The sequence below is a fragment of the Bifidobacterium callimiconis genome, assembly GCF_003952005.1.
In the GTDB taxonomy this organism is placed as follows: Bacteria; Actinomycetota; Actinomycetes; order Actinomycetales; family Bifidobacteriaceae; genus Galliscardovia; species Galliscardovia callimiconis.
Genome location: NZ_QXGJ01000002.1, coordinates 192,371 through 210,735 on the forward strand (window position 1 = coordinate 192,371; position 18,365 = coordinate 210,735).

11 protein-coding genes are annotated in these 18,365 nt (G+C 64.8%); 3 read left to right on the forward strand and 8 right to left on the reverse strand.

Annotation, left to right across the window (positions count from 1 at the left end; all coding sequences use genetic code 11):
- Positions 1-34: 34 nt before the first annotated feature.
- The gene (gene glmM / locus D2E23_RS02930; RefSeq protein WP_126029507.1) at positions 35-1,405 is read right to left on the reverse strand and encodes a phosphoglucosamine mutase; all 1,371 of its coding nucleotides are present in this window, start codon (positions 1,403-1,405) and stop codon (positions 35-37) included.
- Positions 1,406-1,638: 233 nt separating this feature from the next.
- Here glmM and D2E23_RS02935 point away from each other — a divergent pair, with 233 nt between their 5' ends.
- The gene (locus D2E23_RS02935) at positions 1,639-2,847 is read left to right on the forward strand and encodes an ATP-binding protein (RefSeq protein ID WP_126029508.1); all 1,209 of its coding nucleotides are present in this window, start codon (positions 1,639-1,641) and stop codon (positions 2,845-2,847) included.
- Between the two features lie 132 nt (positions 2,848-2,979).
- Here D2E23_RS02935 and thiC read toward each other — a convergent pair whose 3' ends face one another.
- From thiC to D2E23_RS02965, 6 genes are all read right to left on the reverse strand, one after another.
- Complete coding sequence (thiC, locus tag D2E23_RS02940; RefSeq protein WP_241227184.1) at positions 2,980-5,727, reverse strand: phosphomethylpyrimidine synthase ThiC; 2,748 nt, start codon at positions 5,725-5,727, stop codon at positions 2,980-2,982.
- A gap of 199 nt (positions 5,728-5,926) precedes the next feature.
- Entirely contained in the window at positions 5,927-7,600 is a 1,674-nt protein-coding gene (locus D2E23_RS02945; protein WP_126029509.1) for a PucR family transcriptional regulator, read from the reverse strand.
- 47 nt (positions 7,601-7,647) lie between these two features.
- Positions 7,648-10,245 (reverse strand): aminopeptidase N, encoded by a 2,598-nt coding sequence (pepN, locus tag D2E23_RS02950; RefSeq protein ID WP_126029510.1) that lies wholly within the window; start codon positions 10,243-10,245, stop codon positions 7,648-7,650.
- Positions 10,246-10,496: 251 nt separating this feature from the next.
- Positions 10,497-12,311, reverse strand: coding sequence for a ribonuclease J (locus D2E23_RS02955; protein ID WP_126029511.1), 1,815 nt, complete (start codon positions 12,309-12,311; stop codon positions 10,497-10,499).
- 64 nt (positions 12,312-12,375) lie between these two features.
- Positions 12,376-13,281 (reverse strand): 4-hydroxy-tetrahydrodipicolinate synthase, encoded by a 906-nt coding sequence (gene dapA / locus D2E23_RS02960; protein WP_126029512.1) that lies wholly within the window; start codon positions 13,279-13,281, stop codon positions 12,376-12,378.
- Between the two features lie 165 nt (positions 13,282-13,446).
- Entirely contained in the window at positions 13,447-14,364 is a 918-nt protein-coding gene (locus D2E23_RS02965; protein WP_241227185.1) for an ADP-ribosylglycohydrolase family protein, read from the reverse strand.
- A gap of 128 nt (positions 14,365-14,492) precedes the next feature.
- Here D2E23_RS02965 and D2E23_RS02970 point away from each other — a divergent pair, with 128 nt between their 5' ends.
- Positions 14,493-15,806 carry an MFS transporter gene (locus D2E23_RS02970; protein WP_126029513.1) on the forward strand — a complete coding sequence of 438 codons (1,314 nt, stop codon included), beginning with the start codon at positions 14,493-14,495 and terminating at the stop codon, positions 15,804-15,806.
- Positions 15,807-15,953: 147 nt separating this feature from the next.
- Positions 15,954-16,700: a 4-hydroxy-tetrahydrodipicolinate reductase gene (gene dapB, locus D2E23_RS02975; protein ID WP_126029514.1), complete on the forward strand. Its 747-nt coding sequence runs from the start codon at positions 15,954-15,956 to the stop codon at positions 16,698-16,700.
- A gap of 170 nt (positions 16,701-16,870) precedes the next feature.
- Here dapB and D2E23_RS02980 read toward each other — a convergent pair whose 3' ends face one another.
- Positions 16,871-18,226, reverse strand: a complete 1,356-nt coding sequence (locus tag D2E23_RS02980) for an MFS transporter (protein ID WP_126029515.1) — start codon at positions 18,224-18,226, stop codon at positions 16,871-16,873.
- Between the last annotated feature and the right edge of the window lie 139 nt (positions 18,227-18,365).

An 18,365-nucleotide genomic window follows, 5' to 3' on the forward strand; every position in this document is an offset into this window, starting at 1 on the left:
ATGTACGGGATCGCCTACGGGCGAATACCGGCGATTACAGGGCGAGCTCGTCGGCCACGACCTGGGCCAGACGGGCGCACACCTCGTCGGCCTGCTCCTGCGTGGCGGCCTCAGCCATCACGCGCACCAGCGGCTCGGTGCCGGACGGGCGCAGCAGCACACGGCCGGTGTCGCCGAGCAGCTTCGTCTCGCGCTCCACGGCGGCCTGCACCTTGGCGTTCGTGTTGGCGGCCATCTTGTCGACGTTCGGCACGTTGACGAGCTGCTGCGGCAGCTGCGGGAAGTCCGCGGCCAGTTCCTTGAGGCTCTTGCCGGACTTGACGACCTCGTTGCACAGCGTGAGCGCGGTGAGCGTGCCGTCACCGGTGGTGGCGAACTCGCGGTTGATCACGTGGCCGGACTGCTCGCCGCCCAGCGAGTAGTCGCCCTTGAGCATCTCCTCGAGCACGTAGCGGTCGCCGACGCTGGTCTGCACGGTCTTGATGCCCATGTCCTTGAGGGCGAGCTTGAGACCGAGGTTGCTCATCACGGTCACGACGAGCGTGTCGTGGTTGAGCTTGCCCTCACGCTTCTTGGCACGGGCCAGGATGCCCATGATCTGATCGCCGTTGACCATGTTGCCGTCCTCGTCCACGGCGAGGCAGCGGTCGGCGTCGCCGTCGAACGCCACGCCCATCACCGCGTCGGATGCCTTGACCATGGCCTGCAGCTGCTCGGGGTGGGTGCTGCCGGCATGCTTGTTGATGTTGTAGCCGTCGGGGGACGCGTTGATCACGATCACGTCGGCGCCGGCGCGGCGCAGCGCGGTGGGGGCCACCACGGAGGTGGCACCGTTGGCGCAGTCGGCAACGATCTTCAGACCCTTGAGCGGCTTGGTCTGCGTCTTGTCGTCGTTGAGCGGCGCGATGGCGGACACCAGATGGTCGATGTACAGCTTGGTGGCGGTCTCCGTATCGTGCGAGATACGGCCGACGCCGGCACCGGTCGGACGGTCCCAGTCCTTGCCGAGTACGGCCTCGATCTCGTCCTCCTTGGTGTCGGGCAGCTTGAAGCCGCCACGTGCGAAGAACTTGATGCCGTTGTCGGGCATGGGGTTGTGGGATGCGGAGATCACGGCGCCCATCTCGACGTTGAGCACGCTGGTCAGGAAGGCCACGCCGGGCGTGGGGATGATGCCGGCGTCGATCACGTCGAAGCCACCGGCGCTCATGCCGGCGGACAAGGCGGCCGCAAGAAAATCACCGGAAACACGGGTGTCTCGGCCAACCAGGGCACGTCGACGTCCCTCGCTCTGGTCATCCCCCAACACACGGACGGCGGCGTCGCCCAGATCGAGCGCCAGCTGCGCGGTCAGATCACGGTTCGCCAATCCTCGAACACCATCGGTTCCGAACATACGTGGCATGTTCTGTCATCCTCGCTATCGTAGAAGCATTGATACGTGACCCATGGTACTCAAGACTCCCCATCAACCGCCGTCGTTGGCGAAAATACTGCCCGTTTTCCCCGCATTTGCCGTATAGGGCCGTCGACCGGCCGATTTCTGGCGTCATTCACGCATCGTCGGGCGAAGCGCATTCGTATACCTGCCCGCTAACCGTATGATGTGAGGTGTTCCGATATTCGATCGAGGAGAGCATGATGGGCGACGGCGCGATGCGACAGGACGGTGTACTGGTCCGGATCACGGGATACGACGAAGGGCGCGCACACTACTACGGCGTAATGCCGAACGGTCATGCCACCCAACTGACCTTTCCCAATCAGGAAGTGCTCGACATCGGCGACGTGATGCTGGTGGGTACGGATTTCTATGTGAAGGCGCCTGAATCGGCATGGCCGGTAAAGCCTCGTGTGGGCGTGGTTCGACGTGCGCTCGACGACTGCGTGATTCTGGAGACCTCCGATGGTCTGGAGATCCTGGAGGGAGACTATCCACAGAACATCATGCCGGGGAATACGGTGGAGTTCACTGACCTGTTCGGCATCGAACGCGTGCTGTGGCCCACGGCCATCCGTCCGGGGGAAAGCGATCACGACGATGACATCAAACAGTATCGGATCACGCCGGGCGATGACCCGTCGCTCACCTTCGCCTCGTTCGGCGGCTACGAGCAGGTGATCGTCCGTGCCAAGGAGCTGATCGAGACCCAGCTGGGCAACAGCGAGCAGATGCGCGCGATCGGTGCGAAGCCGATCAAGGGCGTGATCTTCACCGGCGCACCGGGAACCGGCAAGACCCATCTGGCGAGGATCATCGCCAATGTGGCCGACGCGCAGTTCTATCTCGTCTCCGGGCCGACGATCGTCAGCAAGTACGTGGGCGACAGCGAGGAAACGCTGCGCATGATCTTCGCCGCAGCGCAGAGCGACCGGAGGGCGATCATCTTCTTCGACGAGATCGATTCCATCGCCGGTTCCCGTGAATCCGACACGAACGGCGTGGGCAAGCGTCTGGTGGCGCAGCTGCTGACCCTGATGGACGGGTTCGCGTCCAAGGGCAATGTGGTGGTGGTCGCGGCGACCAACCGCATCGAGGACGTCGATCCGGCGCTGCTGCGCCCGGGACGGTTCGACTGGCAGATCCCGTTCCCCATGCCCAGCGAGCATGACCGGCTGGGGATCCTACGCGTGCAGGAGCGCGCGCTGCGCACCGAAGGCGAGCTGCCGCTGGCCAATATCGCCGCCCGTACGGAGGGCTGGAGCGGGGCGGAGGTGTGCGCCATCTGGACCGAGGCGGCGCTGGTCGCGGCCAAGGACCGACGCAGCGCGATCCGATCGGATGATCTCATGACCGCGTTCGAACGGGTCGAGCGTCGTCCTGAACTGCGTCGGCACGTCGGGTGAGCGGCCGGCAGCAAGACGGCAGCAAACCGACGACAAACGACAAGACGACAAAGGGTGCCGTCCCTGCCCGGCAAAACCGGCACGGAACGGCACCCGTGAAAGTCGACGATACTCAGCCGATGATCGAACAGGTCACTCGCTGGCCTTGGTGTAGAGCTTTCCGCCCTGGGCGCGGAACTTCTCGCTCATCTGGTCCATGCCCGCGGCGATGTCCTCGGCGCTCATGGCCGTGCCGGACTTCACTCCGCTGTCGGCGACCGCCTGCGCGGCGACCTCGGCGGCCTCCGGGACCTTGCCGGCGAGAGTGTCCTGCACCAGCTGCTCCTGCTGCGCGGCGTTGCCGAACTTCTTGCGGATGTTCTGCGAAATGGCCATGGAGCAGAACTTCGGTCCGCACATGGAGCAGAAGTGCGCCATCTTGGCAGGCTCGGCGGGCAGGGTCTCGTCGTGGAAGGCGATGGCGGTGTCCGGATCGTAGCTCAGGTTGAACTGGTCGAGCCAGCGGAACTCGAAACGGGCCTTGGAAATGGCATCGTCACGATCCTGGGCGTGCGGATGATGCTTGGCGATGTCGGCCGCGTGGCAGGCGATCTTGTAGGCGATCACGCCCTGCTTTACGTCGTCCTTGTTCGGCAGGCCAAGGTGTTCCTTCGGCGTCACGTAGCACAGCATGGCCGTGCCGTAGCGGGCGATCTCCACGCCGCCGATGGCGGAGGTGATGTGGTCGTAGCCAGGGGCGGTGTCGGTGGTGAGCGGTCCAAGCGTGTAGAACGGCGCGCCGGAGCACACGGCCTTCTCCAGCTCGATGTTCATGCGCACGGTGTCGAACGGGATGTGGCCGGGGCCTTCGATCATCACCTGCACGTCCTTGGCCCACGCGCGCTGGGTGAGCTCGCCCAACGTCATGAGCTCGGCCAGCTGCGCGGCGTCGTTCGCGTCGGCAAGCGAACCGGGGCGCAGACCGTCGCCCAGCGAGAAGGCCACGTCGTACTTGGCGAAGATGTCGCACAGTTCGTCGAAGTGCGTGTACAGGAAGCTCTCCTGATGATGCTGCAGGCACCATTCGGCCATGATCGAGCCACCGCGCGAGACGATGCCCGTCACGCGGTTGGCGGTGAGCGGCACGAAGCGCAGCAGCACGCCGGCGTGAATAGTCATGTAGTCCACGCCCTGCTCGCACTGTTCGATCACGGTGTCGCGGAACAGCTCCCAGCTGAGCTTGGATGCGTCGTCCTCCACCTTCTCGAGGGCCTGGTACATCGGCACGGTGCCGATCGGAACCGGAGAGTTGCGCAGGATCCACTCGCGGGTGGTGTGGATGTCGTTGCCGGTGGACAGATCCATCACGGTGTCGGCGCCCCACTTGGTGGCCCAGGTGAGCTTCTCCACCTCCTCGTCGATGGAGCTGGTGACCGCGGAGTTGCCCATGTTGGCGTTGAGCTTGGTGAGGAACTTCTCGCCGATGATCATCGGCTCGGCCTCGGGGTGGTTGATGTTGCACGGCATGACGGCGTGGCCGGAGGCGAGCTCGGAACGCACGAGCTCCACATCGCAGTTCTCACGCTCGGCGACGAACCGCATCTCGGGGGTGATGATGCCGTGACGGGCGTACCACATCTGGGTCACCGGGTGGTCCTTGGCCTTCATCGGGTTGTGACGGCGGCCGCGCCATTCCTTGGTGGCCTTGCCACGCTTCATGGCGCGCTTGCCGTCGTCGGCGAGATTACGGCGTCGGCCCTCGTACTCCTCGACGTCGCCACGGTCCTTGATCCAGCCGAGGCGCAGCGGCTTCAGACCCTCCTTGGGATCGCACTTGGGGCCTTCGGTGCTGTAGTCGATGAACGGCGGGTTGGGGCCCACGCCGGGGGTGTCGGACAGCTTGATCTCGGTGTACGGCACCTCGAGGTCATAGGAGCCGTGCTGGTTCTCGAAGTGCACGGTCTTGGTCTTGCGGATGTGCGCCTTGTCGCGCTGCTTGGAGTCGCGGGCGGCGATGTCCACGCGCTGCTGCTTGGCGAGCTTGGCCGCGGCCTTGGCCTCCTTGGCGTTGGTGAACTTCTTCGGGGAGCCGGTCTCCGCCGCGGCGGGAGCGGCTTCCTGCGGTTCGGCGGTCTCGCGCGGCGCATAGCCGTGGCGACGTCCGTCTCGGTTCTCATTCCACGTTTCGACGAGTCCGCGCATGGCGGATTCGGGATCGGAGGCCTTCGACACCTGTTCGGAGACGTAGAATCCCGCGGCCTTGCTGCCGGCCAGTCCCGGCACGTCGTCCGCGGTGACGCCCTCGCCGACCACCACCGGGTAGACGCAGGCGGTGGCCATGGTGTTCACCCGCTCGAGCGTGAGCAGCGTGCCATGCTCATCGGCGAGCGCGGCCTGTTCCTGTTCGACGGTGGGCATGTGCACGGGGGATCCGGAGATGTAGTCGAGACATCCTTCGGGGATTTCGTTGAGAATGGGGACGAGTCCCTCGATCTGCGCGTCGAGGCCGATGATCGCCTCGTTGCCGAGCAGTTCGCGGGCTTCACGCACCTCCATGTCGTTCGGCCCGAGGTGCACGCCGTCGATCTTGATGCCCTTGCGGCGGCACTGCCAGACCACGTCGGCGCGTCCGTCGATCACGAAGGCCACGGTGTCGGATTTGCCGTTGTCTTCGATGATCTGCGCCACGTCGCCGGCCAGTGCGGTGAGCTCGCGCGCGGTGACGTGGCGCGCGGAGAGCCGAATGAACGTGGCGCCGCCGCGCAACGCGTCGTCGACCACGTCGGTGATGGGCCTGTCCCCCACGGTGTGGGGTCCGACGACGAACGAGGCGGAGAGATCGAAGTCGTCACGCATCGACACGTACGGATAGGCGTTTGCTGATTGTGCAGGATCCTGCATGAGATGTTCCTAACTTCCTACGGCGGCATTACCCGGCCAGGTTCTACGGTCTCGGACGCTTTCCGATCTCAGCCCTCGCATTTGGGCACCCGTGTGGACGTCTTCTACGCTATCACCGCATGCAATGATTCTCCGCATCACTCTGGCGTGTCGCGGAAGTTCGTGGTAAGTAACCGCACACGTATGCGGACGAGCCGGTTCAAGTCTCCGTCCGCGCATATGAGCAGGCGATCCACAGCCTCACGCGCGACGCCTCCTGGCCAAGATCCAATCCGAGCAGACGCTCGATCTTGGCCAGACGGTTCTCCACGGTATGACGATGCACGCCGAGCGCCTTGGCCGCGGCACCCACGTTGAACGAGACGGCAAGCAGCTCGCGGATGGTCGCCATCAGCGCGTCGGATTCCTGCCGCGGCAGTCGGCGCAGTGGCCGAAGCAGTTCGACGGCGTAGGCGGTCGCCAGTTCCGAGCGAATCAGTTCATGCGCGGAAAGGTCGATGAGCGTTCGCTCGCCGCCCAGACGGTTGCGATGCATGTCCTGCACGGCCGGAGCGAAGCATTCCCCCACGGAACGCCATGAAGGACATGTCGCGGAACCGCAGTAGCAGTCGTCGCGCGTGCACAGGGCTCCCAATACGGTCGACGAGTCGTCCTCGCCGACGATCAGCCACAACCGTCGATCATATATGCCGAAGACCGCCGCGCCGGAGCCGGGCATGGGGTCTGCGCCGGCATCCAGACGCTCATACAGTCGTTGTACGGCGTCATCGCCATCCACGCAGATCAGCCGCAGCGGCGGTCGTGGCATGGACGGCCAGAGCTCGCCTATCATCGTCAGCATGGCGTCGCTGTGGCCGTCGGCAAGCGCGGAGAGCACCGCGGTGCGCAGCCGGCCGATGCGTCGGGCCGATGCTTGCAGTCGCGGCACGATGACCGACAGCACGTCGGCGGCGATCATGGTCAGCGAACGTAATTGCACGTCGGTGCGTGCGTCCTGTGGTGCGGCGATCACGATGATGCCGGTGAGCACGCCGCCGGACGCGCCGTCGGATGGGGCACGGACCGCGCATGCGCAGTGGCTGTGGCCGTTCTGCGTGCCGAACACGGTGGTCAGTCCCGGGTTGGCGTGTGCCTGCGCGGCTTTGGAGGCGAGGCGCATGGCCCAATCCTGGGCCTGCTTGCCGAAGGTGCGGTTGGAGATGTCGTTCACCGTACCGTCGGCGTCCACGTAGGCCGACCATCCGCCGAGCAGTCGGGCGGCGGCCATGGTCACGCCATGAAGCGAATTTTCGTCGGCCGCGGCCTTGAGCATCTGCCGTTGCATGAGCAGGGACTGTCGCATGGTGTCGTCATGACGGTCGGCGATGGCCTGCGACACGGTTTTGACGACGGCGAGGAATGGGATCTCGAGCGGCACGTCGAACATCGGCAGTCCGGCGCGGGCGGCCGCGTCGAGCAGGGCGGCCGGCGTGACCGGGTGTTTGACGCCCACGCCGAAGCCGACGGCGAGCACGCCGGCCTGGACCAGCTGGGAGATGTAGCAGTCGCACCACTGCCGGTATGCCTCGCGTTCGTCCGTGAAGCGGGCGGGCAGTCCGACGGCCTTGCGCGCGGCCACCAGCAGGGCGTGATCGTCGTCGGCGGTCATGGATTCCGTGGGAAAGTTCGTGCCGGTGGTGAGCAGCACCTCGCCGGGTTCGCTCCACATGGCGATGTCGGCGATCTCGGCGGGATGCACCCAGGATATCGGCCGGTCGAGCGCACCCTGCTCGCCGGGGCAGGTCAGTCGCAGACCCAGCCCCGGTTCGTCGAGCAGTCGACGAAGCGTGATGCCGTCGGGCGTCTGGTCACGCTTCGATGAGGCGACGTTCATGTCGTTCGCGATTCCGGCCGGTTTCCCATGGATCCACGGATCCGCTACTACTGCAGGGATTCGTTGTAGCGCTGCACGGAGAGGGTGCGCCTAGAGCCTGCGAGGTTCTCGACGACGAGGCGCTTCAGCGCACGGTCGGCGTCCTCGTGGGCGGCGAGCCACTTGTCGCCGGCGGCCACCAGCGCGGCCGGGTCGGCGTAGCCCGGGTACAGGCCGTTCAGCAGCGTTTCCGCCATGTGGTAGGTCTTGTTCTTCCACACCCAGTCGATCACGTCGAAGTATTCGCCGACGTACGGGTCGGCGAGTTCGCGGCTGTCGGTGCCGGAGAACGCGTATGCCACGGCCTCCATCTGCGAGTTGGTCAAATCGTCGTTGTGCAGGGACTGGTCCCATGCCCAGCGCTTGGCCTCCACGGTGTTGATCGCGGCCTTGGCGCCCACGGCGAACTCGCGGTTCTCGGTGGTGTCGCGGCGGGCCAGCTCCTCGTCGATGCCGGCGGCGTCGATGAGTCCCTGATCGGCGAGCGCGTGGACGAGCGACCAGCGCAGGTTGTTGTCGATGTCGAGTCCGGGCAGCGTGAGCGTGCCGTCGAGCAGTCCGCGCACGTGGGATTCGAATGCGTCGTCGTGACCGTAGCCGAGGTAGGCCTTGAGTAGCTGGAACTGGTTGTCGGAGCCGGCTTCGGCGGCGAGCGTGAGGTCCCACAGCTGTTCGGACACGTTCTTGAGCATGTCGGCGCGGCGAGCGGACGCCACGTAGTGGTGCGCGGTGGTGCTCACCTGGGCGATCGCGTAGCGGAAGGTGGTGGATTCAGTCTCGCTGGCGAGGGCCTTGAGGCTCACGGCGATGAAGTCCTCGGCTGGCAGTTCGCCGTCGCGGGTCATGTCCCACAGGCTCAGCCAGACCACGGCGCGGGTGAGCGCATCGGCGAAGCGGTGGAGGTTCTTCAGGGCGAAGTCGAGCGAGGCGGCGTCGAGACGCAGCTTGGTGTAGGTCAGGTCGTCGTCGTTCACCAGGATGAACGCCGGACGCTTGAGCCCTTCGGCCTCGGCGACCTCGGTGAGCTCGCCGTCCACGTCGAGTTCGAAGCGCCTGGTGCGTACGACCTTGCCGGATTCGTCGACGTCGTAGAAGCCGACGGCGAGGCGGTGCACGCGCAGCACGTCATGCTCGTTCGGAGCGCTCTGACGCAGCGCCAGCTTGGTGATCGTGCCATCGGCGGCGGTCTGCAGTTCGGTGGCGATGGTGTTGATGCCGGCGGATTCGAGCCACTGGCGGCTCCACGCCGTCAGATCGCGTCCGCTGGTCTTCTCGAGTTCGCCGAGCAGGTCGGCCAGTGTGGCGTTGCCGTACGAGTGGGCGGTCAGATAGTTGTGGATGCCCTGGAAGAAACGCTCGCGACCCACGTAGAACACGAGCTGCTTGAGCACGGAGGCGCCCTTGGCGTAGGTGATGCCATCGAAGTTCACGTACGTGTCGTTGAGGTCGTTGATGGGGGCGACGATCGGATGCGTGGTGGGCAGCTGGTCCTGGCGCAGCGCCCAGCTCTTCTCGCCGGCACAGAACGTGGCCCAGTCGTTCGACCAGTCGGTGGCCTCCGCGGTGGCGAGCGTGGACATGAATTCGGCGAACGACTCGTTGAGCCACAGATCGTTCCACCACTTCATGGTCACCAGGTCGCCGAACCACATGTGGGCGAGCTCGTGCAGAATGGTCTCCACGCGGCGGTTGGCCAGCGCGTCGGTCACCTTGGATTCGAACACGTAGGAGTCGCGGATCGTCACGGTGCCGATGTTCTCCATGGCGCCGGCATTGTATTCGGGCACGAACAGCTGGTCGTACTTGGCGTACGGGTAGGGCACGCCCCACTGTTCGTTGTAGAACGCGAAGCCCTTCTTGGTCACGTCGAACAGGTAGTCCACGTCCTTGGCCATGGCGTCCTTGAGCGCCTGACGGCAGTAGATGCCCATGGGCACGGTGCGACCGTCCTCGTTGGCGTATTCGGTGTGCCAGCTGGCGTACGGGCCGGCCACCAGCGCGGTCAGGTAGGAGCTCATCACGGGAGTGGTGGCGAACGTCCAGCGGCGGGAGGTCTCGGCGGGCTTGTCGCCGAGCGTGCCGGGCTCGGTCGTCTGGTCCACGTCCTCGACGGATGCCACGGTGCCGATGGAGATGACGTCCCACGATTTGGGCGCGGTCACCGTGAAGTCGAACGTGGCCTTGATGTCAGGCTGGTCGAACACGGCGTACATGCGTCGGGCGTCCGGCACCTCGAACTGCGTGTACAGGTACACGTTGCCGTCGGAGGGGTCCACGCTGCGGTGCAGGCCCTCGCCGGTGGTCGAATAGCGGCACAGCGTCCTGACGACGACCGTGTTGTGTTCGGCGAGATCGGCGAGCGCGACGCGCGAGTCGTCGTAGACCGCGGCGTCGAGCACGGTGCCGTTGAGCGTGACGGATTCGACAGAGTCGGCGATCAGGTCGAGGTAGGTCGACTCCCCCGGCTTGGCGTCGAAGGTGACGGTGGTGTTCGACACGAAGGTCTTCGCACCCTTCGTCAGATCAAGATCGACCGTATACGCCGCGTTGGAGACGATTCCCGCACGTTCCTCGGCCTCGGTTCTGGTGAGATTTGCTCCCGGCATGGATTCCCCTTCCTTCGTTCTGCATCGCGCGTGTGCGGGACGATTCCTTGCGGGGAACGTTCCGGCGCCGCGATTGCCGTGTATATATACAGGCTCCCCTCCGTGAGGGGAGCTGTCGGCGGATGCCGACTGAGGGGAGGATACGCCACGGAGATTACCGTGATGTGCTGATGCGCTCCCCTCAGACCGCCTGTGGCGGTCAGCTCCCCTCACGGAGGGGAGCCGATGCGTTATGACGTGATATCGTCTGCCTACTGCTGGTCCACGTCCTGGGCGATGTCGGCCACGACGGGCACGATCATCGGACGACGGTGCAGCTTGCGGGCCACCCAGCTGCCCAGCGTGCGGCGCATGATCTGCTGCAGCTGGTGGGTGCTCTTGGTGCCCTGCATCATGGCGTCCTCGAGGTTCTGCACGATCTGCGAATGCACTTGCTTGAACTCGCTTTCGTCCTCGGCTACGGCGTTGAGGTAGATCTTCGGACCGTTGACCACTTCGCTGGTCTCGGTGTCCACCACCACGAAGCTGGAGACGAAGCCCTCGGTGCCGAGGATACGACGCTTTTCGAGCTCGTCGTCGGTGAGCTCGCCGACCGAGTCGCCGTCCACGTACACGTAGTTGCACGGCACGGAGCCGACGATCGCGGCCTGACCGTGGTAGAGGTCCACCACATCGCCGTCCTCGGCGAGGACCACGTTCTGCGGGTCCACGCCGGTCTTCACGGCGATCAGGCCGTTGGCCACCAGGTGACGGTTCTCGCCGTGGATCGGCATGGCGCACTTGGGCTTGACGATGTTGTACATGTACAGCAGCTCGCCCTCGTTGCAGTGGCCGGACACGTGCACGGCCGCGTTGTCGCGGTTCACCACGCGGGCGCCCAGCTGCACGAGCTTGTTGATCACCTTGTACACGCCGTGCTCGTTGCCCGGGATGAGGGAGCTGGCGAGGATCACGGTGTCGAACTCGTTGACCTTGATGTACGGGTGGTTGCCATCGGCGATGCGGCCGAGTGCGGCCATCGGCTCGCCCTGGGAGCCGGTGCACATGAAGACGAGCTTGTCGTCCTGCACGTCGTCGGCCTGCTTCATGTCGATGACGGTGTTCTCGGGAATGTGCAGGTAGCCCAGATCGGAGGCGATGCCCATGTTGCGGACCATGGAGCGGCCCACGAACACCACCTTGCGGCCGTACTTGTGCGCGGCGTCGACCACCTGCTGCACGCGGTGCACGTGGCTGGAGAAGCTGGCGACGATGATCTTGCGCTTTGCCTCGGCGAACACGCGGTCGAGCGCCGGGCCGATGGAGGTCTCCGGCTTGACGAATCCGGGCACCTCGGCGTTGGTGGAATCCATCATGAGCAGGTCCACGCCCTGCTCGCCCAGTCGGCCGAACTCCACCAGATCGGTGATGCGATGGTCGAGCGGCAGCTGGTCGAGCTTGATGTCGCCCGTGTCGATGAGGCTGCCGGCCGGGGTCTTGACGAACACGGCGAGCGCGTCGGGGATGGAGTGGGTCACGGTGACGAACTCGAGGTTGAACGGGCCGACCTTGAGACGGTCACGACCTTCGACCTCCACCTTGGTGGGGTTGAGGTGATGTTCCTTGCACTTGGCGTCCACGAAGCCGAGCGTGAGCTTGGAACCGATCAGCGGGATGTCGGGACGCAGCTTGAGCAGGTAGGGCACGCCGCCGATGTGGTCCTCGTGGCCGTGCGTGAGCACCAGGGCCTCGACCTTGTCGAGACGGTCCTTGATGTAGCTGAAATCGGGCAGGATGAGGTCGACGCCCGGCTGCTCCTCCTCGGGGAAGAGCACGCCGCAGTCGATGAGCAGCAGGTGACCGTTGTATTCGATCACGTTCATGTTGCGGCCGATCTCGCCCAGACCGCCCAGCGGCACGATGCGCATGGAGCCCTTGCGGTACTTCGGCGGGGCGATCAGCTCCTGCTGCTGGTTCTTGGACTGCTGGGCGGGCTTGCGACCGCCGCGGCGGGATCCGCCGCTCCTGCGGGATCCGCCGCGCTTCTTGTTGTTGGAATTGGTGTTCTGATTTGTTTCTTTGGCCATTCTCTTGTTTTCTGTTGTTACTTGCCCCCGCCTATACGGGAGCGACGCTTGGTTGGTCCGCGGTTCAGAGCAGACCGGCAGCGCGCATGCCTTCCTCGGCCTTGGCGATCTGTGCGGCGTTGGGGCCGATGTTGGGCAGACGCATGGTGGTGTCGGGGATATAGCCCTTGACCTTGCAGGCGGCCTTGGCCATCACTGCCTGATAGCCGTCGCCGTTCAGGGAGTGCACCAGCGGCGCCAGCTGGTTGGCGAGACGGCGCGCGGTGGCGATGTCGCCTTCGTTGAAGGCTTCGACGAGCTGTCGCATCGGGTTGCTGGCCACGTGGGCGATCACCGAGATGATGCCGACCGCGCCGATGGACAGGAACGGCAGGAACAGACCGTCATCGCCGGAGTACCATGCCAGACCGGTGCGCTGCTGCTTCTCGACGGCCGCGGCGAGATCGCCGGTGGCGTCCTTGACGGCCTTGACGTGTTCGAGTTCGGCGAGACGATCGTAGGTCTCGACGGACACCTTCAGACCGGTGCGACCCGGCACGTCGTATACGATGATCGGCTTTTCCGCAACCTCGTCGACGGCCTTGTAGTGACCGACGACGCCCTCCTGGCTCGGACGCGAATAGTACGGCATGACGACGAGCACGGCGTCCGCGCCCGCCTCCTGGGTCTGTTCCACCATGCGCACGGTGTGCGCGGTGTCGTTGGAGCCGGCGCCGGAGATCACCGGCACGTCCACGGCTTCCTTGACGGCCTTGACCAGTGCCACCTTCTCATCCATGTGCGTGACCGGAGATTCGCCGGTGGTGCCGTTGACCACCAGACCATCGGCGCCGTCGGCGACCAGATGCTGGGCCAGGGCCTGAGCGGCCTCGTAATCCACGTGGCCGTCGGCGGTCATCGGCGTGACCATGGCGGGAAGGATGCGCCCGAACGGGGCGGGGTCAAGAAGATGCATAGTACCGTCACTCATATCGCTTACCGTACTTCGGATTGTGGACTCGGGTACGGCGATGTCCACAATCCGCGAGGTACGGTTCGAGGCGGTTCACCATGCGGTTTCATCAACGCGCCCCGACGGTATGGCCTCTTCGGAATTCCGTCTCGGCACGGTTGACCGGCCTGTTTCCAGATTCGTTCATTGCGCGGATTCCGGCTGCCAGTCGGGCAGCGACGAGATCGCCTTGCCGATCCAGCGGTCCAGCAGATCGATGCCAAGCAGTTCGCCGGTCCACGGATTGGCATCGAATCCGTAGACGATGCCGGCGAGCGCCCCCGACACCGCGGCCGTGGTGTCGGAATCACTGCCCAGATTCACCGCGGCACGCACGCAGTCGGCGTAGCAGTCGGTCGTCGTCAGGCACCAGAACGCGGCCCTGAGCGTATCGAGCACGAATCCCCCGGACCGGATCTGGTTGCGGGGCGTGGCGCGGAGATTCTCCAGTCCGGCGATCTCGCCGGCCTTGTCGATCGCCGCGGTCCGACGCGCTCGTATCATTCCACTGTTCTCGCCCGACGCACCGGCCGACCATCCGTCCGATGCCGCGATCAGCAGCCGTGCGGCATGGACGAACCGTACGCATGCGCTCGTGCTGATCTCATGCGCATGGGTGACGGCACTCGCCGACCGGATGTCGTCGTCGGAGCAGTCGACGAACGCCAGCGGGATGATGCGCATCAGGCTGCCGTTGCCGTTGTCGCGTTCGCCGGTCTGCCCCTTGCCGCTGCCCAGAGCGATGCTGGTCGTGTTGCCGATGTCAAACACGTCACCGTCGGGCGTGTATTCGCCGTTTCGAGCCCATGCCAGGAACTTTCCTCGCATGTCATCGGCGTTCACCACACCATTGGTGTCGGCCAGCGAATCGAGCGTGCCGAGCATCATCGCGGTGTCGTCGGACCAGGTGCCGGCCGGCTTGCAATGGGTGCCATTGCCGATCATGTCGATGCATTGGAAGGAGTCACGCGACTTGAACTCGAACGGCACGCCGAGCGCATCGCCGACCGCCTGCCCGTACACCGCACCCCTGAGTCGTGCCGCCATTGCATCATTCAACATTGCATACCCCCGTCATCTCGACAATCGTTGTCACTCCTCATGGTATCCAGCCGAAAGCGGGATGGCAGAATTTTACAGTCGCCGGGCAAAACCGATGCCATGCGCAACCGCGGCGATATGATGTGCGGGTGAGTGAGAGTGAAAACAGGACGCATTCGTCCGAGCAATCCCCACGACTGGGCGGCGGCAAGGCGTACGCGATGTGGGGCGTGGCCATGGCCGGCTACGTGTTCGCCGTCACCTGCCGATCCTCGCTGTCCGCGACGGGCATCGAAGCGGCCCACCATTTCGGCACCACCAGCACCGCGCTGTCGATGTTCCTCTACCTGCAGCTGTTCGTCTACGCGATCATGCAGATTCCGGCCGGCGTGCTGCTCGACCGGTTCGGCGCACGCAAGCTCATCGCCACGGGCGGACTGTTCATGGCGGTCGGTCAGGCGCTCATGGCCATCGCTCCCGTGACCGCACTTGCCATCATCGGTCGCGGCATCGTGGGCATGGGCGACGCGATGACATTCATCTCCGTGATCCGCCTGGTGTCCGCATGGTTCCCGTTCCGTCAGGTTCCGCTGATGAACCAGCTCACCTCCATGCTGGGCGGCATGGGGCAGATCATCTCCATCTATCCGTTCGTCTGGCTGCTGGATCTGACCAACTGGCAGATCGCCTTCCTGTCATTGACCGGCGTGGGCGTGTGCATCGCCGCCGCCGTGCTGATGGGCGTACGCGACGATCCACGGCAGACCGGCCGGCATCACGAACGGCCGCAGGGCGGACTCCGCGCGGCGATGGGCGGACTCAAGGCCGCGTTGAAAACACCCGGAACATTCTGCGGATTCTGGGTGCACGCCACCACCTGGTTCTCCATCAACATGATGAACCAGCTGTGGGGATTCCCCTTCCTGCTCGCCGTGGAACACTACTCGCGAGCGCAGGCCAGCGCCTATCTCGCCATCGGTATGGTGATCAACGTGGCATGGGCGCTCATCATGGGACGTGTCGCAGGCATCCACCCCATTCACGGCCGTGCAGCGATCGTATACATCACCGTGGGCGCGCAGATGATCTGCTGGACCATCCTGCTGCTCACTCCCGGCCCGCACCCCACATGGTTCATGGTGCTCCTGCTGCTGGCCATGTCGAGCGGCGGCCCGGCATCCAACATCGCGTTCGACTTCGCGCGCGACACCAACAGCCCGGCCAATCTCGGCGCGGCGACAGGCTTCGCCAACACCGGCGGATTCCTGTCGTCGGCGATCGTGTTCCTTGGCGTGGGGCTGCTGCTTGACGCGCAGGGGGCCACCAATCCGAATCTGTACACCGATCACGTGATGCGCATGGCAGTGCTCATCCAATATCCGTTGTGGATCCTCGGTCTGACCGCGTTCACGATCATGCTGCCGCGGACCATACGGATTCTGCGTACGCGATTCGACCGGTGACACGTGATTCGACCGATTCGACCGGTGATGATAGACACATACATAACCGAATAACCGTATGTCCGCATCATCATTGCGGACGTCATGCCGACGTCGGACTTCGACATCGGCACGTATCAGAAACAGATATCACCAAAGGAGATACCGATGATCAAGGTTTCCGTGATCGGCGCCAAGGGTCGCATGGGCGGCAACGTGGTCAACGCCGTCAATCAGGCCGACGACACCGAACTGGCGCTCGCGCTCGACGCCGGCGACGACCTGACGCAGGTGAACCCCGACAACACCGACGTGGCCGTGGAGTTCACCGTGCCGTCCGTGGCGCTCGACAACGTACTCGCGCTGATCGGTCAGGGCGTGGACGTGGTGGTGGGCACCACCGGATGGACCGATGAGAAGCTCGATCAGGTGCGCAAGGCGCTCGCCGAGGCCCCGCGTAAGGACCAGGCCGTGTTCATCGCACCGAACTTCGCCATCTCCGCCGTGCTGGCCGACTACTTCGCCGGCCTGGCCGCCAAGTACTTCGAATCGGCCGAAGTGGTGGAACTGCACCACCCGAACAAGGTGGACGCCCCGAGCGGCACCGCCATCCACACCGCGCACACCATCGCCGACGCCCGTCGCGCCGCCGGACTGGGCCCCATGCCCGACGCCACGGAGACCGATGGCGGCTCCCGCGGCCAGGTGGTCGACGGCGTGCATGTGCATGCGGTGCGTCTGCGTGGACTGAACGCGCATGAGGAGGTGCTGCTGGGCAACGCCGGCGAGCAGCTCACCATTCGCGCCGACAGCTTCGACCGCGGCTCCTTCATGCCCGGCGTGCTGCTCGCCGTGCGCAACGTGTCCGCGCACCCGGGTCTCACCATCGGCCTCGACAAGTTCCTCGACCTGTAGTCAGTCACATATGACCCAGATCCCGCTTTTACAGCGTCAAATGGACGAAAATCGACCCAAAAACGTCCGTTTGATGCTGTAAAGAGCGGATGTTCCCGCATAGTGGGACAAATTCGGCATCCGATTCCACGATGTGAACGTGCACAACGCATCAGATGCCTTGTGCACGTTCACGCCGTCACGTTCCGACGACGACGTCGGGCCAGGGCCCAAGCGATCGCGGCCAGCGGCACAGCGCAGGCGGTGGCGACGAACGGCAGCGTCATACCGGCGGGGATGCCCATGGAGTCGAGCACCACACCGGCGAGGGAGCTGCCGAGCGAGACTCCCAGCGAATTGCCCGTGGCCAGCCACGACAGGCCCTCGGTCAGCGACTCCGTCGGCACGATCTCCTTGATCAGCAGGTTGCCCGTGGCGAAGGTGGGCGCCACGAACAGTCCGGCAAGCACCTCGACCACGCCAAGTGCGATCAGATTGCCGGTGCACAGGCGGAATCCCACATACCATGCCGACAGGATGGCCAACAGCACCACCATGTGGCTCCAGTGCGAGCCCTTGAGTTTGATCGAGCCGAAGACCAGCGCGCCGACCAGCGATCCCACGGCGAACATGGCCAGCTGCAGTCCCACGACCTTCTCCATGCCCATCGCCTTGGTCATGGCCGTCACCGACACGTCGAACGCAGAGAAACTGGTGTTGAACGCCACGAACACAATCACCAGCAACGCCACACCCGGATATACGAGCGCGCTTTTGACATGACGCCTAGCGCTCATGGCGTTGATCTTGCGCGACGACTCCCCCTCGCGGACGTTGCCGCCCTCGCCGACCACGCTGCCGCCGGCACTGGCCTCCACCGGAGCGATCGTGATGACGGGCGGCTGCGTCGACTTGAGCGAGAAGAACACGCTGCCACCGACCAGCGCACACAACGCCGGAAACACGAGCTGCGAAACGGGGTGCACGCTCGTGGCGAGGAATGCCGCCAGGATCGGGCCGAGCACGAACACGGTCTCGTCGATCGCGGATTCGAAGGCGTAGGCGGCATTGAGAAGCGTGTCATCCTTCTGACCGCGCAGCGCCCACGCCCAACGGGTGCGCACCAACGCGCCGAACGCGAACTGCGTGATGCCGGTAAGCACGGCCAGTACGAACAGCACGGCCAGCGGAATACGGAACAGGGCACCCATGGCGAAGGACAGCATGGCCACCACCTGCAGTGCCAGTGCGATGCGCCCCACCTTGAGCTGGCCGAACCGATCGAACATACGGGCATAGAACGGAGTGACCACGGCGGCGGACAGCACGTAGACCGCGCTCATGGTGCCGGCCACGGTCCAGTTGTCATACAGATGGTTCAGCGCGAGCACGATACCCAGGCCCATCATGGAGATCGGCATGCGGGCCACGGCGGCGGCCGCGCAGAACGCCTTGGCCCCCGGCGTGCGGAAGATCAGCGCATAGGGCGAGACGCGTTTGGCACGCGCATCCGGACCATGCGACATGTCGGACTGTGTATTCGTCATGGATACAACCTCAGGGAACTCTTGGTTTCGGCTGGTCGTCGTCGGACCGACCGACTCATACGGACAATCCGATGAGCAAGGGTTCCGGCCGCTCGCCCGGATCCCGAAAGACCCTATGAGGAGACGAATGCCGGGCGGC

Excerpts from the sequence above, each read along its gene's own strand:
- D2E23_RS02980 (WP_126029515.1), bottom strand. The coding sequence starts at position 18,226 with ATGACGAATACACAGTCCGACATGTCGCATGGTCCGGATGCGCGTGCC.
- glmM (WP_126029507.1), bottom strand. The coding sequence starts at position 1,405 with ATGCCACGTATGTTCGGAACCGATGGTGTTCGAGGATTGGCGAACCGT.
- thiC (WP_241227184.1), bottom strand. The coding sequence starts at position 5,727 with ATGCAGGATCCTGCACAATCAGCAAACGCCTATCCGTACGTGTCGATG.
- D2E23_RS02965 (WP_241227185.1), bottom strand. The coding sequence starts at position 14,364 with ATGTTGAATGATGCAATGGCGGCACGACTCAGGGGTGCGGTGTACGGG.
- D2E23_RS02955 (WP_126029511.1), bottom strand. The coding sequence starts at position 12,311 with ATGGCCAAAGAAACAAATCAGAACACCAATTCCAACAACAAGAAGCGC.
- D2E23_RS02945 (WP_126029509.1), bottom strand. The coding sequence starts at position 7,600 with ATGAACGTCGCCTCATCGAAGCGTGACCAGACGCCCGACGGCATCACG.
- dapA (WP_126029512.1), bottom strand. The coding sequence starts at position 13,281 with ATGAGTGACGGTACTATGCATCTTCTTGACCCCGCCCCGTTCGGGCGC.
- dapB (WP_126029514.1), top strand. The coding sequence starts at position 15,954 with ATGATCAAGGTTTCCGTGATCGGCGCCAAGGGTCGCATGGGCGGCAAC.
- D2E23_RS02935 (WP_126029508.1), top strand. The coding sequence starts at position 1,639 with ATGATGGGCGACGGCGCGATGCGACAGGACGGTGTACTGGTCCGGATC.
- pepN (WP_126029510.1), bottom strand. The coding sequence starts at position 10,245 with ATGCCGGGAGCAAATCTCACCAGAACCGAGGCCGAGGAACGTGCGGGA.